The following is a 15716-nucleotide window of genomic DNA, read 5'->3' as shown; positions in this document are numbered from 1 at the left end:
GGGGAGCAGCCATGCCGGTTGATCTGTAGACGAGCCTCCCGCATGGTGGGGATCGCCCCCGTTAGCCCCCGACCTTCACTGCGTTCGGTGGCTGCTTCGTCTCGAGCAAGGGATCTGCCCAGAGACATCTGTGAGTCCGCGCCAGTTGCGGGTGGACCTTGGGCAGGCCGGTCTGAAGTACTCGGGACTAGCGGGCTCGGATCGGGCCGAGGCGGCTGGTGTGCCAGGTGAGGGTCTCGTAGGCCCCACGGATGGCTCGGACGCGCACGCTGATGCGCCGACCACGGTCCGTGGGCCGGAGCTGGTAGGTGGCGCTGGTGGCGCCGCCGATCGGCTTTCCGTCTCGCTGCCACTGATAGCGCGGGCTGGAGAAGGGGTGGGTGACCGGCCTGCTCACCCGCAGCGTCGAGCCGACGGTGAGGTGTCCACGGACTCGGGGGCCGGACTCGACCTCGAACCGGCCGGGCAGGACCTTGTCTGCTCGCGGGGCGATGTAGGTGTAGGCCGAGGTGTAGCCCGGCTTGTCCGCCCTGACCCGCGCGGTGATGCGGGCGCCGAGGTCAGAGGGCCGGACGCGGTAGGTGCGGCTGTGCTCGCCGCTGATCGGGACCCCGTCGCGTGCCCACTGGTAGACGAGCCTGGCGGTGGAGGGGTACCACGTGCCGTGGCTCACGGTGAGGGTCGCACCGACGCGCGGCGTGCCGGACTGGACCGCACGGACGTCGGCGACGACGGAGACGGGCTCCACGGAGGTGTCCGCCCTGGTGTCGTCGTCGATCTGGACGACGACGTCGCGGGCTCGCTCGACGGTGGCGGCCCCGCCGGAGAACTCCGTGCGGATCGGCTGGCCCGCCGGTCCCCCGGAGTAGCGCAGGCGGTGGGGCCCGGACGGGGCCTGGAACCGGTAGGTGCCCAGCGCGCTGGTGACGGTCCTCTCGGCGCCCTGGTCGGCGTAGTCGGTGACCCACTCGCCGTAGTCGTCGAGGTGCAGCACGGTGACGGCGACGCCGCTGAGGCGCTTGCCATCGCCGCGTCGGACCGTGCCGGTGACGGTGCCCTGGGGGTGCAGCCCGACGGGGTCCACACCAGAGGTGTCGTCGCCCTCGGTCACGGTCACCGTGGTCGCGGAACGCGCGGCGCTGGTCGAGGGGCCGGGATCATTCCACCAGCCCTCCAGTCCGGTCTCGTCGGTGTAATAACGCACGACGTAGGTGCCGGGGTGCAGGCGTGGCACCCAGTAGTCACCGTTCTCGTCACCAGCATCGGCGTTGATCTTCACGTATCCACCGGGCACGGTGGGGTCGGCCGCGAAGACCTCGGCGGTTGACGTCGTCGAGAGGGGCTTTGGGTTGAGGGCTGCCGGATCGATGGTCCCGCTGATCGAACCGCCGGCGCTGAGCTGGGGGTCGAGGTGCGTGAGCCGACCGGCATCGACGACGACCTTGGTGGAGGCCCCGCGCGTGGCGACGTCGCCCCACCACTCGTCGGCGACACCAGGGAAGCCGGCGAACTTCACCCAGTAGGCGCCGGGGGGCAGGTCGACGTCGAAGACCCCGTCATTGGTGACGTCGTGCCAACCGTTTTGCGTCGACGACGCCGGGTCGACGGGGTCGACGTACACCATGTAGCGCGAGTCCGGTCGGCCGTCGGCTCGGCTGATGACGCCCGAGATCCCTCCGGTGGTCGCAGCCCGCGCCTCGACGGTCGGTACGACGATGCCGCTGAACGCGGTGACCAAGACCACTGCGGTAGCAGCCAGGCGTAGTGCGGGGAACTTCTTTTGCATGATTTCCTAGAGCGAGTTGGGTCGTGAGTTGTGGCACCTGGAGGCGTCGTCGGGAGGGGCGCTAACTACCGACTTGGACGGCGAATACGTGGAGGGCACCGGCGCCCGGCGTGCCACAGCCTCCGGTCGTGTAAGTGGTGCCGACGCGTGGCAGCGTGACGGACTTGACGGTGTTCCCGGTGTAGTTGGCGTTGATCGGGAATTTGAGTACGTAGAGCTTCGGACTCCCGGTCGTGACGCGGCTGGTGCCGTTGAGGTAGTGCGACATGGCAACAGTGTCGGCTGAGGTTCCGGAGTTGGAGAGCCAGTCGGGGACTGTGAGGAGCGGTGCTGATGACGTAGCGAGTGTTCCATCTGCGAGCTTGTAATACATGGTCAAGTCCTGCCCGAATGCGCCGCCGACCGGTCCGCACGTCGAGGTCGCGAGGAGGTAGATGAAGTTGCCTCCTTGGTTAGCAGGAAGATTGATGGTCTGCCCGGACGAGATGACATTGTCCTTGGTGTTGTTCGCCTGCGGCACGTTCTTGAACGTGGTTCCGCCCGCGGAGAAATCCCCACCAGGTACGAACCCGATGTCATCGAGCGCTGCCCGCGACAGCGAGGTGGTCCCGTTTGTGCTGAGGTCGAACTTCGACGCGGTGGTGGTGCCGATTCCCTGGTTGTCGAAGGCGGCGCTGAGGGAGGAGAAGTTGGCCTGGCGTAGCAGTGCGACGGTGAGGGAGTCGAGAGCGGCGGAGTAGCCGTTGTCGGCGTAGTTGTCGAACGTCTTGGAGCCCCAGGTGCCGTCGTAGGTGTGGCTGACGGAGTTCGGGTTCTTGCCCACGATGTCCACGGACAGCTGGTAGGGGTGGTTGGCTTCCAGCAGGACGCCCTGCTGGGGTAGGTACTCGCCGAGAGGGACGTACTTGAACCCGGTCGTCGCGGAGTAGGTGTCGACGACGAGGCGGTCGACTCGGTTGGTGCCGTAGATCGGAAGCCGGGTGTCTCCGGTCGTCGGGTTGGGGTCGACGAGGGTGAAGCTGAGCTTCCCGAGGTGGTTTGCCGTTGCCAGTCGGGCGCCGAGCGCGTAGTAGCCGGCGACGGGGACGGAGAAGGTGTAGTCGACCGTGGTGGGCGCAGTGGGTGTGCCGCGGTTGGCGATGATCGCGGCGTGCTTCCCGCCGGACCAGGCGGAGCCGACGGCGCTGTTGTAGGTGGTGGCCATCGCAGCGGGGTCGGGCTCGGTCTTCGGTGTGGCCGTCATGTTCTCGAACTCGACGACGTTCTTCCCGGTCGAGCCGTTGAAGGTGCGAGGGACGAAGAAGTCGTAGCTGTCCGTGGAGTCCGACGTCAGGTGGGAGTGGCTGAACGCCTTGATGACGATGTTGTGTTGCTGGCCCCCAGGCAGTGACCCCGCCGGGATTCGGATCGTGGCCCTGCCGGCCGTCGCCGGGACGAATCCCATCAGTCCGGTGGTGGCGGTGTAGGAGTAGTCGCACCTGGCGTTGATGACGGCTAGTGGCGTGCCCGCGTCGATGCTCCAGGAGAACCCTGCGGTGTCTGCCGACCCGGTGGCGATGAAGGTGCCCTCGGCGTTCTCCGCAGCGCCCCAGTAGTCCTCGGGGTAGGTGTGGCTGGTGGTCACCGGCACGTCGGGGATGACTGTCTCCACGGTGAACCGGTACCAGTACGACCAGTCGGAGAAGATGTCGCCGACGACGGCGTCGCGTGCGGTGGTCCGGACGCGGAAGCCGTAGTCACCGGGTGGCAGGCGCGCGGACGTGTTGCTGTTCTCGCTGGCGATCGACCACGAGGCCGTGGTTCCCGAGGCCTTGGGGACGCCGCTGTTGTGGTAGCGCACCCGGGTCGGGTAGTTGGCGTCAGGGTTGCGCCATACCTCGAAGTAGTAGTCGAGGGACAAGTGGCTGGAGCTCTGCTCCTCTGACGTCGCGTACAGGGTCGGGGTGCTGTCCGAGGCGTACCTGGGTTGCCCCGCGCACTCGATCGGACCGTTGATGCTCAGGTTGGTGGGGGTCGTCGGCGTGAAACCGTACGTCACGACCAGGCGGGGGTTCCTGGAGAACTTCTTCCAGTAGTTGCGGTTGTCGGTCGCCGGGGCGGCGAGGGCGAACTGGATGGCTCCGTCCTCGGCACTGGCAGTGGTCTCGACGTAGCTCCTGACGGCAGCGCTACTGAAGGCGAGGGTGGCGGAGGCGTTGTCGCCGTACCCGGCGTTGGAGGAGATGGTCTGCAGGTCGGAGTAGATCGGGCCCGGCCAGTTGGTGGAGGAGGTGAACGCTCCTGCCTTGTGGAGCTCGACGGGCTGACTTGCCGAGGTGGCGCCGTAGACCTGGGTGGCGAAGACGGTGGCGTCGATGATCGAGGCGTCGGCGCCCGACTGCGTGAGCGCGTTGATGTTGAAGTTGAAGTAGGAGCGAGCGTTGCCCTGGATGGCGGTGTTGCACTCGTAGCCCCAGTCGCAGTAGCCCACACGCATCAGCTGGTTGGCGTCGTCGTAGTAGTTCCACCCCTTGCTGTGCACGGTGAGGTAGTGGGTGCTGCCCTGGTCGTATCCCGGGTCGAGGAAGAGCGGGTACTGCACGGTGGGGTCGGTCAGGACGGCGGCCGGCGGCGCGAGGGTCATCTCGACGCTGGAACCGTTGCTGGTCGGACTGGTGTGCAGGCGGCGGATCTTGGCGTTGCCGGGGGTGCTCGAGCCGGGCTCCTCTCCAGCGTCGTCGGGCGTGTGGGAGTCCCACATGACGGCGGGGGCGCTGGTGAAGACGGGCCCGTCGGCGTCGGACGCCACGATGCTGCCGTCGTCATCAGTGGACAGATCGGCGTTGGTGCTGGCGGTCGTGACCTGTGGCGGGTCGGCGATCAAGGCGCTCGCGGCGGCTTCGTCCTCGACGACCAACGCCTGGGTGAACCCGGAGGTCTGCGCGGTCAGGACCAGGTCGACACCGGGGCGGACCGCCGGGTAGGTGACGGTGTCTCCGTCGAGCACCGGCTCGGGCAGCGGAGCCTCCCACCGCACCTCGATCACGACGTCAGCGGTCTCCGTCGACCCGGGCTCGGTCAGCCGGACCATCGGGTCGCTGGATCCTCCGCCGGAGAACACGATGTCGCTCGTCGTGGCGACCGGCGCCACCGTCCCCTGCGGGGTCTCCTGAAGCGTGGTGTCGATGGGAGCCCAGTCCCCGTCGAGGCGAGTCCGCACGGCCTCGCGGTAGCTGGTGAGCTCGAACGTGCCGTCCGGCATCGCGACGACCTGCTCGGTCTCGGTCGTCAGCTCGGGCACCACCGTCGGAATCGTTGGTACCTCGGGATCCGCGGCCACGGGGGTGCCCGTCGTGTCGTCCGCTGCCGCTCTCGGAACGGCTCCTGCCGGCGTCAGCAGGGCACACAGCAAGGCGGCCGTCGCAGCGGCCGCCAGGCGCCTCGGTGAACGGGCATGGCGAAGTGAAATCACAGAGAGGCTCTTTCGGGGAGATCGGCGCAGCGGTGGTGCGCCCGAGCGGTCGATGCTGACGCCGCCTACCGAAACAGACGTGGGTCGCTGGCAGACCGTAGGACAAGTCGGCCGCTCGCGCAGGGGAACAGGGATTTGCACCGAGAATCGAGGGAGATTTCTGGGGTGGTCTAGACCGGTGAATCTGCGATTCGGCCAGCCGGACAGTGCCAGTTAGGTTCTGCGCGCTCATCTCGCTGCATTTCGACTCTCGGGGGTATCCGTGCCATGAGGCACCCACTCGCTGCTGCACTCACCGGCTTCCTGGCCATCGCCCTCGTCGTCCCCGGACTCAAGGATGTCGACGCTGCAGCCACCGAGAAGGGCATCTTCATCGCGAAGGCGCCCCAGGAGAAGCAGCTGCCCCACGAGACGATCGCGCCCGCCAAGCGCCCGTCGGCAGGCAAGAGGACGCCGGACTCGAGACCGTCGACGGCCGTCGAGCTTCCCGGTGCGAGCTCAGCACGCGTGACCCTGCCGTGGACGAGCCGAATGACGAGGGCTGGTGACCTGCCGGTGCGGGTGGGGCTGCCGCGCGCGAGCGGCACACCCACGAACCCCGCGGCATCCAAGGCGGCATCGTCCTCGACCGTCGAGGTCCGGATGCTGGGAGAGACGGTTGCTGACAGGGCAGCCGTCCCCGGCGTCATGTTCACGCTCCGACCCACCTCGGGCGCCGGCGGCTCGACCAGGGTGGAGCTCGACTACAGCACGTTCGCAGACGCCCTGGGCGGCTCCTGGGGCAGTCGACTGCACCTGGTGAGCTACCCAGCCTGCATCCTGACGACGCCGAGCGTGCCTGAGTGTCGTCAGAGCGAGCCCGTCGAGGGAACCAACGACTTCGACGACGAGACCCTGAGCGCAACGGTCAGCCTCGACTCGTCGGCACCGAGGTCCGCCGAGAGCCGCGGGACCACGAGTGCCGCCCCGGCGGTGGTGATGGCTGCCGTGGCCGGCGCCAGCGGCGCCGAGGGCTCGTTCACGGCCACCTCGCTCTCCGCATCCGGCTCCTGGGCAGTGGCCGGCTCCACCGGAGGCTTCGCCTGGGAGTACCCGCTGACCCTGCCCGCCGCCGGAACAGGGCAAGGCGTGACCCCGGATGCCTCCGTGGGCTACAGCTCGCAGATGGTCGACGGTCAGAACACCACCTCCAACAACCAGAGCTCCTGGGTCGGCCAGGGCTGGTCCTACGAGGGCGGCTACCTCGAGCGGACCTACCGGCCGTGCGCGGACGACAAGTCGCTGCCGGACGCGAAGGAGACCGACGACCTGTGTTGGGCCGGTCCCATCGTCACCCTCCACATGCCCGGCGGATCCACCACCTCGCTGGTCAAGGACGACGACACCGGCGAGTGGCACGGAGACTCCGACGACGGCGAGCGTGTCCAGCTGCTCACCGGCGCGAACAACGGCGCCTGGTCCGGTGAGCACTGGGTGGTCACCACCACCGACGGCACCCGGTACACCTTCGGGATGAGCCGGCTGCCCGGGTCCACTGCGGACGAGGCAACCGACTCCGCGTGGACGGTCCCCGTCTACAGCCCTCGCTCCGACGACCCCTGCTACGACACCGCCGGCTTCGCCGAGTCGCACTGCGACATGGCCTACCGGTGGAACCTCGATCTCGTCGAGGACGTCCACGGCAACGCTGCCGTCTACGACTACGCCGTCGAAGGCAACTACTACTCCTCGACCGCCGACGCCGCCGACGCCAGTGGTGACCGGCTCCGCTACGACCGCGGTGGGTACCTCACCTCGATCCGCTACGGCCTCAACACCGCCGGTGCCGGACTGTTCAGCGGTTCGTCGCCCCAGCGGATCGACTTCACCGTCGCCGAGCGGTGCTTCGTCACCGGGAGCAGGACCTGCAACGAGGACGACTTCAAGGTCGCCAACGCGGAGCGTTGGCCTGACGTCCCGATCGATCAGGCCTGCAAGGCCACCGGATCCTGTGACAACCATGCCCCGACGTTCTGGTCGCGCAAGCGCCTCGACACGATCACCACCAAGTACCTCGACGGCACCGAGAACAAGAAGGTCGACAGCTACGACCTGGTTCAGCACTTCAGCGGCGACACCGGCGACGAGCTGCTCCTGGACTCCATCACCCGCACCGCCTGGAACGGCGAAGCCCCGATCGTCAGCCCGCCCGTCACCTTCGACATGTCCGGGCGCGCCAACCGGGTGGAGAACAGTCACAACCTCCCGCCCATGTTCCGCTCGCGGCTCCACGGCATCCACACCGAGACCGGCCAGACCATCTCCGTCAGCTACAGCGGCGACGACGGTCAGTCCGGCCGCGCCAAGCCCCTGTGCACTGCCTCGACCCTGCCGGCCTCGGTCTCCGAGAACACGAGCGAGTGCTACCCGGTGCGCTGGACCCCGCCCTACGAGGACGAGATCCTCGACTACTTCCACAAGTACGTCGTCACCCAGGTCAACGTCGAAGACGCCCAGGCCACCGCGCCCGACCGGATCACCACCTACCACTACCTCAACTCGCCCGCCTGGCACTACGACGACAACGAGGTGCTCCGACCGAAGTACCGGACCTGGTCGCAGTTCCGCGGTTACGCCCAAGTGGAGACCCGCACCGGCAACGCCAACAGCGCCGCCTCCGGCAGCCCTGACGTCTGGACGTCGTCCAAGGCCTTCTACTACCGCGGCATGGACGAGGACCGACTGTATGGCGGTGGGCGCCGCCAGGTCACCATCAAGGACTCCGAGAACATCGACCGCGACGACGACGACGCCTTCACCGGCGAGACACTGGAGACCCAGTACTTCAACGGCGTCGGTGGCGAGCTGGTCACCAAGACCATCCAGACCTCCACGATCGCCGCCACCACCGCAACCCGGAGCCGCGGTTCTGACCTCGACCCGGTCAAGGCCCTGATGGTGCGTCCCTCTACCTCCACGACCTACACCACCAAGGCCGCCGGCGGGTTCACCACGTCCGGCACGACCTCGAAGTACGACGCTCAGGGCCGCGCCGTCGAGGTTACCTCGACAGCCAGTAGCGCCCCGACCAGCTGCATCAAGACGACCTACGCAGAGAACCTCACCACGTGGGTGCGTGACAAGGCCCGCGAGACCACGACCTACGAGGACACGTGCCCGACCAAGGCCACACCCTCACCGCCCATCCGTCGTGCCAGTCGCACCTACTACGACGGATCCAGCACGCTCGGAGCCGTCACCCAGGGCGACGCCACCCGAAGCGACGCGGCGAAGTCGCTCACCGGGTCCACCCCTAACTGGGTCAGCAGCACCGCCGACTACGACCCCTACGGGCGCCCGCTGAGCAGCACCGTGAACAACCCCGATGCGAGTCCCAGCACCCGAACCACCACCACGACCTACAACCCGTCCGGTCGTGGCGCCCTGCGTGACATCCAGACCACCCTGCCGCTGTCCACCCACAGCACCCGGACCTGGTTCGACCCTGCCCGCGGCAACGCGACCAAGACCACCGACGTCGCGGGCCTGGTCACCGAGGGCGAGTACGACGCCCTGGGACGCCTCACCTCGGTGTGGCGCCCCGGTCAGACCAGGGGCACGGACCCCGCCACCGAGACCTACACCTACCTGGTCCGCCCTGACGAGCCGATCATGGTCACCAGCAAGACCCTCGTCGACCGCGGCAACGGCGCCGCCCTCTCCTACCAGACCCGCGTCGTCATCTACGACGCGTTCGGTGAGATCCGTCAGGCTCAGGCCGACGCAGCCGGCGGAGGCCGCGTGGTCACCGACAACTTCACCGACTCCCACGGATGGTCGGTGAAGTCCTACGACCACTGGTACACCGCGGGCGCCCCTGAGACCAAGCTCATCGGCACCACGCCCTCGGGCATCGACGACTGGAAGACCACGACCTACGACCCGGCCGGGCGACCCACCGTCGTGACCGGGCGCAAGCGGGCCAGCACGATCACCTCGACCACTCGCACCATCTACGGCGGCGACCGGGTCACGACCATCCAACCCGCGGGCGGGGTCACCACCACCGCCATCGTCAACGGCCGAGGAAACCAGGTCTGGTTCGACCAGTACCTCACCCCGCCCACCGTCAACGGCAACGTGGTCTCCGGGGGCACCAAGCAGCGTCAGAGGTACGTCTACGACAGCATCGGACAGCAGCTCCAGCAGGACACCGCCTACGGCGTCACCGGCAAGGAGGCGACCTGGACCAACACCTACGACCTGCTCGGTCGAGTGACCTCTGCGGTCAGTCCTGACTCCGGCAACACCCAGACCGAGTTCTACGACACGGGCGAGGTCAGGACCCGCACAGACGCGGCCAACCGCGTCGTGGCCTACACCTACGACGCGCTCGGGCGTCCCCTCACCCGCCGCACCGGATCGGTCACCGGGGCCGTGCTGGCCAGCTGGGACTACGACACCTTGATGGTCGGCATGCCGACCTCCTCGACCAGCGTCGAGAACGGCTCGACCTACACCCGCACCGTCACCGGCTACGACTCACGCGGCAATGCCCTCGGCACCACCGTGGGGCTCTCCGACTCCGGGTTCAAGACCGCCTACACCAGCAGCCAGACCTTCACTAAGACCAACCTGCTGGCGACCTCCACCTACGCCTCGACCCTCGACGGGACCAAGGGCCTCTACCCCGAGACCCTCACCTACAGCTACGACGCCCTGGGCAACCCGACGTCGATGTACGGGCAGAACTCCTACGTCACCCAGGCCGACTACACGCCGTACGGCGAACCCAGCCGTCAGGTCCTCGAGACCAACAACGAGACCATGACGATGATCTGGGAGCGCGATGCCAAGACCCGCAACATCATCTCCACGAGCTTCTCGGGCAGCACCTTGGCGGCACCACAGATCGAGGCGACCAAATACAGCTACGACGCTGCCGGCAACATCATCAAGACGGTCAACCAGCAGGGCAGCCTGACCGGGGGGCCCGTCCAGACGCAGTGCTTCGACTACGACGGCATCCGTCAGCTCGTCGGTGCCTGGTCGTCCACCGACGACTGCGCCACCAACCCCGCCGACACCGACACCACGTCCAAGGTAGGCGGCCCCCAGCCGTACTGGCTGACATTCGACTACGACGCGGGCGGCAGCCGGACCAGCCGGGTCAAGCACACCCTGCTCAGCGGTGGCACCGACTCCAGCATCAGCTACACCATGGGTGCTGGTGGCCGGGTCCATGCCCTGGCCAGCACGAAGGTCAACGGCACCGCGTCCACGTCGTACACCTACAACGCTGACGGCGCCATGAAGACCCGGGTGACCTCGGCTGGGACCACCAACTTCGCCTATGGCCCCGAGGGTGCGCTCGCCAGTGTCGCCACCCCGGGTGGGACGAGCACCTACGTCGAGGACGCCGAGGGTGAGGTCCTGCTCCGCAAGGACCCCACCTCCACCACCCTCTACCTGCCCGGCCAGGAGGTGAAGGCAGCCAGCGACGGCACTCTCGCGGTGACGAAGTACTACTCCTTCAACGGCCGCAACGTCGCGATCCGGGAAGGCAAGTCGGCTGCGAAGTACGTCATCCCCGACATCGCCGGGAGCAACCAGGTCTCCGTCGACCCCGTCAACGGATGGGCCGTCAGCCGGCGCTACCTCGACCCCTTCGGCAACACCCTGGCCAACTCCGGAGGAGCCGCACCCGGCACCCTGCCTGGGTCTCGCACCTTCTTGAACCAACCAGCCAACGCGACCACCTCACTGGTCGACATGGGCGCGCGGCTCTACGACCCCAGCATCGGACGCTTCACCAGCGTCGACCCGGTCCTGAGCCCCAACGACCCACAAGCCGCCAACGGCTACACCTACGCCAGCAACAACCCCGTCAACTTCACCGACGCCAGCGGGCTCATGCACCTGGCGACTAATGCCGACGGCGGCCGACACGGCAGCAGCTACAACAGCAAGCCCCCGCCACCCAGCTTCATGGACGGATTCATCGCCGGAGCCGGCCAAGGTGCCATCGAGCTCATCGACTCCATCACCCCCTCCAAGATCGTCGAGGGCCTCAAGAACCTCATCAAGCACCCCCCGAACCCGATCGCCTTCTTTAAAACGGTCGTAAAGAGCGTCACCCACTTCGACGACTTCAAAGCCATCATCAACGCCTGGAACGACCACAACGAGTTCGCGATGGGCCAAGCCCTCGGCAAGCTCCTCGTCTCCGTCGGCGGCGACCTCGTCTCCACCATCCTCGGAGCCAAAGCCGCCAGCATCCTTAAGGACGCCCTGAAGGCTGCACCATCCACTCCGGACCTACCAGACGCACCCAATCAGGTTGATGCTCCAGAGACGCAAAGGAACGGCTGCATGTCGTTCTCGGGGAGTACGGTGGTATTGATGGCGGACGGGTCGAGGAAGCCGATTAATGCGATTCTAGTCGGTGACATCGTCCTCGCCGGTGATCCGAATACCGGTAGGACGGGATTGCGGAAGGTGACCCATGTCTGGGTCCACCACGACGACCTGTTCGAACTGGAGATCGACGGGCAGGGGCTTCTCACGACCGAGGATCATCCATTTTGGTCCGAAACCGACCAAAAGTTTGAGCAAGCACAGGATCTAGAATTGGGTGAAGTCGTAGTTGGTTCAGACTCGAGGCTGCTGCGGGTGACTAGTCCAATCGACGTCAGCACTCGGATGAACGCATTGGCTTACAATCTGACGGTCGACGGAATGCACACCTATTTCGTCGGAACTCGAGGCGTACTTGTTCACAATGATGGTGATGACGAGGAATTCAACATCTCCGGGGACTATAGGGGCAGGATTGATACGTTCCCTTCTTCTGGCGGGCAGGCATATTTCGAGGTGCATGTCTTCAGAAAGGGAATTGAGGTCGGAATCTATGGAAGCAATGGATGGATTGGCAAGCACGGACACTCGGCCGATATGAGGTTGAACGACTCGGTGGAGAACCGGTTGAAGGGGGTTGCGGTCGACTTCCTTCGGAAGTCGGGTCGACTTGGGCAGGACGAGTCAATCCAGGGCGATTCGTGGAAGCGTCCGCATGTAGGAGAAGCGTGCTAATTAACCCAACAAGATTTATCGAGGGCGGGTAGTGACAGGCTCTCAAGAGACCTCGAAACTATATGGCGCTTTTTCTGTAAGCCAGCCAGCTGCCTATGGGAGTCCGACAAATTGCGACCTATCCCAACATCGCAACTTCTTCGCGCACTGCCGCGTGAGGGATTCCCGAGTGAAATTGTTTGACGACCTGTACGCGCGGATTCCTTCGTTATGACGCTGTCGCAGATGCGGGGGCTCTCGTGCCATCACTGCGGCGGCGTCCCGAAATTCCGAGTCTTGTCGACGTTGTGGAATTGCCGTAGGCATGGTGGTTGATAGAATCAACGAACCTGCGCATTGAGGGGAGTCGACGTTTACCTGCCTTTCACTCTCACCGCGACCAGCCTTGAGACCGCACTGATTACCTTTCGTGGACAAGTGCCTGTCAACTTCGTCTCGACGTTCGGAGTGAGATGAGCTCGTCGCCAGATTCGCTATGGGTCGCACGGTAGGTTGCGCCTGAGGCGCCCAGATGGGAGGTTGATGTCATGTTTTTGTTGCAGTCTGACGGCCGCACTGACGAAGGCTTCGCGGCCTACCGGGACTATGTCGCGGCGAACGCCGCGCAATTTCCCGCAGGCGCGCTTCAGTTGGCGCAGTCGGATTGGTACTTCGGTCCCTTCGACCATCGGGGCCCGCACGGTTCGCGTCTCGAGGCCACCTCGATTTCTGAGCGTCCAGGTTCGGGAGACCTGCATTGGCACAACAGAATCGTCTCGATCCAGGTAACTCTTCGGGGGGCGCACGACGATGGACTCATCGTCCTGAAGTACCCGACGGTTCACAACTATCGGCTTGACACCACGAGCGTCTCGACAGGACACGCGGACTGGCGATACGACGAGTTGCGGCTCGATGATGCAGGGCACCTGGTCCACGAGGTTGAGTGGCACCTGGCGAGCGACACTGCGCGGTGGTTGATCGTGGCCGACGACATCGAGATGGAGTGGCGCCCCGATGGCGGCGAACCGCAGACCATCGCCCCCCACGCCGCCTCGCGATGGCCCGATCACCGCGAGTGACCTTGGCGCGTCTCTCGTGGACGGCCACTGAGGCGGCGCCGGCTCGAAGCCGTCCGACGTGGCTGACGCCATGCATCGCGCAGTCTGCGGCGAGCCGAGCGTCGGGGACGCTCGACGTTCGCCGAGGAGCTGACGAGCCGGATGCCTCCACCTCTCAGTCCGAACATGAGGGCGTGGCGGGCTCCTGAATGGGCCGTAGAGACTGCGGTGTCACCTGGTCGATCGGACGGTGCAGGTCCGGCCCATACGGGAAGGCCGTGTTGAACGCCGCTCCCACCAGTATGGCCGCCAACCGCACCACGACCCTGTTCGCGGCCCTCCAAGCTGGCCACCGCTGGGCGCCACGACGCACTGATGAGTGGCCGGCGGTCCAGGGAGAGCGTCAATATCCGCATCTCATGCCAGCTTGTGGTTATCGCAACGCCAGGCATGGTTGTGCATATTCACAGATCCGACTAGTCTGCGTATATACGCGGGAGAGGTGGAACGTGGAGCCACGAGCAGAGCGCCGGTGGGCCATCGCGCACACCCCGGACGACTTAGGCAGGTTCCTCGCGAAGCGCCGCAGCGAACTTGGTTGGAAGCAGCAGGAGCTAGCCGCCCACCTGGGCATCCCCCCGCGGTACCTTCACGAGATCGAGGCCGGCAAGGACACACTCGCCTACACCCGCCTCTTCGCGCTCCTTCGCGAGCTTGACGTGGAGCTCCGACTCGAGACCGTTCCCAGGGCTGACACCACCTTCGGCGGCAACGAGCCCCTGCACGCTCAGGTCGAGACCTCACCGAAGCCACCGGCGGCGCCAACTGCTGACACCAAGGGACCTGCGGCTGGCACGAGCGCCCCACGTCCCACACCGGATGCCGACGATCCCCCGGGAGGCGCGTGGGGCGGTCTCGTCTACGGACACAACCAGGCAGCGAGGAATGCTGTCGACGCGTTCTTCCACGACTTCGACACACCCGAGAGCAACGAACCGCCGCCCCAGCCTGACGTCGCGGCCACCCAGGCCGAGTCCGCACCGACATGACCGCCGACGCCCTGGATCTGTGGCTGTACGACACCCGAGCCGCCCGCCTGACCCGAACCCGCCGCGACCTGCCCCAACTCGAGTGGACGACAGAGGCGATCGACCGATGGGGCGAGGGGAGCCGGGTCGTCAGCAACCTCTTGCCCGTGGGTGCCCACGCCTACCCAGGTGCGGTCAAGGCGTTCTTGGACGGCTACCTACCTGAAGGCCAATCGCGGACACACCACGCCGTCGAGGCTGGCGTCGACAGCGACGACACGTTCGGTCTCATCGCGACCTACGGACGCGACATCGCCGGAGCGATCATCGTCGTCGGCGAAGACGCATCCCCCACGCCCGCTCACGCGCAGTACGTGCCCCTCGACCAGACATACGTCGCTGAACGACTCTCGAAAGCCAGCCGCCATACCGGGCGCCTCGATGCTCGAGACTCCTTCTCGTCCCTGCCCGGGATGGTCCCGAAGATCCTTCTCCACCGAGATGAGCAAGGGTGGCTTGCATGCCGTGGCGGCGCGCCCTCGACATGGATCATCAAGCGCTCTCACGACGCAGACGGCCCAGCCGCCGACGTCATCGACACCGAAGTGCTGGCGTTGGCGTGCGCAGCACGCATCGGACTGGGCAACATCACCGCCGAGATACTCCACCTCGGCGACATGCGAGCCATTGCCGTGCCTCGCTACGACCGTCGCGTTCTCGCAGACGGAACGATCGGGCGCGTCCACCAAGAGGACCTGGCCCAGGCGATCGGACTGAACACCGGCGACGCGAACCGCAAGCTTCAACGCGGCGCAGCAACGATGCCGTCGCTCGGACATGCAGCACGAGTTCTTGAAGCCTCGGGTTCCACCACCGACCCCCTCCTTGCCCTCGTGACATTCAACTTCGCCCTCGGCAACACCGACATGCACGCCAAGAACCTCTCGTTCCTGCGGTCGCCGACCGGTCGAGTGATCCTGGCGCCGGCCTACGACGTCTCCATGCACCTGCACGCGCCAGACCACAACGGACAGGTCGCGATGCAGATCAACGGCAAGAACTACTTCGACGACATAGGTGTCAGCGACCTGCAGGCCGAGAGCAGGTCGTGGGGGCTCCCAGTCCCTCGAGCCACTGCCACCATCGTCGAGACCTTGGCGAGCTTGGGCGCCGCCTTGCTGGCTGAGCGTGAGACTGGCTCTCATCCAGGCGTCACAGAGCACGCTTGGGACCATGTTCAGGCCCGCGTCGAAGCGCTCGTCAGGGATGCATCTGATCGGAGCTGACGACCCTGGCGGCCACGCTCCGGCACGCATAGGTGGACGACGGTGAGGGAGTGG

Annotated in this window: 6 protein-coding genes; 4 read left to right on the top strand and 2 right to left on the bottom strand. The window is 66.1% G+C overall.

Annotation, left to right across the window (positions count from 1 at the left end):
* Positions 1 to 187 precede the first annotated feature (187 nt).
* Together FJQ56_RS09835 and FJQ56_RS09830 are read right to left on the bottom strand one after the other, a co-directional pair.
* A complete protein-coding gene (locus tag FJQ56_RS09835) occupies positions 188 to 1786 on the bottom strand; it encodes a carboxypeptidase-like regulatory domain-containing protein (RefSeq protein WP_140009227.1) in 1599 nt (532 codons plus the stop codon).
* Positions 1787 to 1847: 61 nt separating this feature from the next.
* Positions 1848 to 5069: a hypothetical protein gene (locus FJQ56_RS09830; protein WP_140009226.1), complete on the bottom strand. Its 3222-nt coding sequence runs from the start codon at positions 5067 to 5069 to the stop codon at positions 1848 to 1850.
* A gap of 2874 nt (positions 5070 to 7943) precedes the next feature.
* Between FJQ56_RS09830 and FJQ56_RS23060 the strand changes: the two genes are divergently transcribed.
* The 4 genes from FJQ56_RS23060 (at position 7944) to FJQ56_RS09805 (ending at position 15662) form a co-directional block, all read left to right on the top strand.
* Positions 7944 to 12308 (top strand): polymorphic toxin-type HINT domain-containing protein, encoded by a 4365-nt coding sequence (locus FJQ56_RS23060; RefSeq protein ID WP_379148627.1) that lies wholly within the window; start codon positions 7944 to 7946, stop codon positions 12306 to 12308.
* A gap of 527 nt (positions 12309 to 12835) precedes the next feature.
* The gene (locus FJQ56_RS09815; protein WP_140009225.1) at positions 12836 to 13369 is read left to right on the top strand and encodes a hypothetical protein; all 534 of its coding nucleotides are present in this window, start codon (positions 12836 to 12838) and stop codon (positions 13367 to 13369) included.
* A gap of 488 nt (positions 13370 to 13857) precedes the next feature.
* A complete protein-coding gene (locus FJQ56_RS22140) occupies positions 13858 to 14397 on the top strand; it encodes a helix-turn-helix domain-containing protein (RefSeq protein ID WP_170215332.1) in 540 nt (179 codons plus the stop codon).
* Positions 14394 to 15662 (top strand): HipA domain-containing protein, encoded by a 1269-nt coding sequence (locus FJQ56_RS09805; protein ID WP_140009223.1) that lies wholly within the window; start codon positions 14394 to 14396, stop codon positions 15660 to 15662. Before FJQ56_RS22140 ends, FJQ56_RS09805 begins: the two co-directional genes overlap by 4 nt.
* Positions 15663 to 15716: the final 54 nt, after the last annotated feature.

The organism is Nocardioides plantarum (genome assembly GCF_006346395.1).
Classification (GTDB): domain Bacteria; phylum Actinomycetota; class Actinomycetes; order Propionibacteriales; family Nocardioidaceae; genus Nocardioides; species Nocardioides plantarum.
This window is presented reverse-complemented; position numbering and strand designations above follow the sequence as displayed.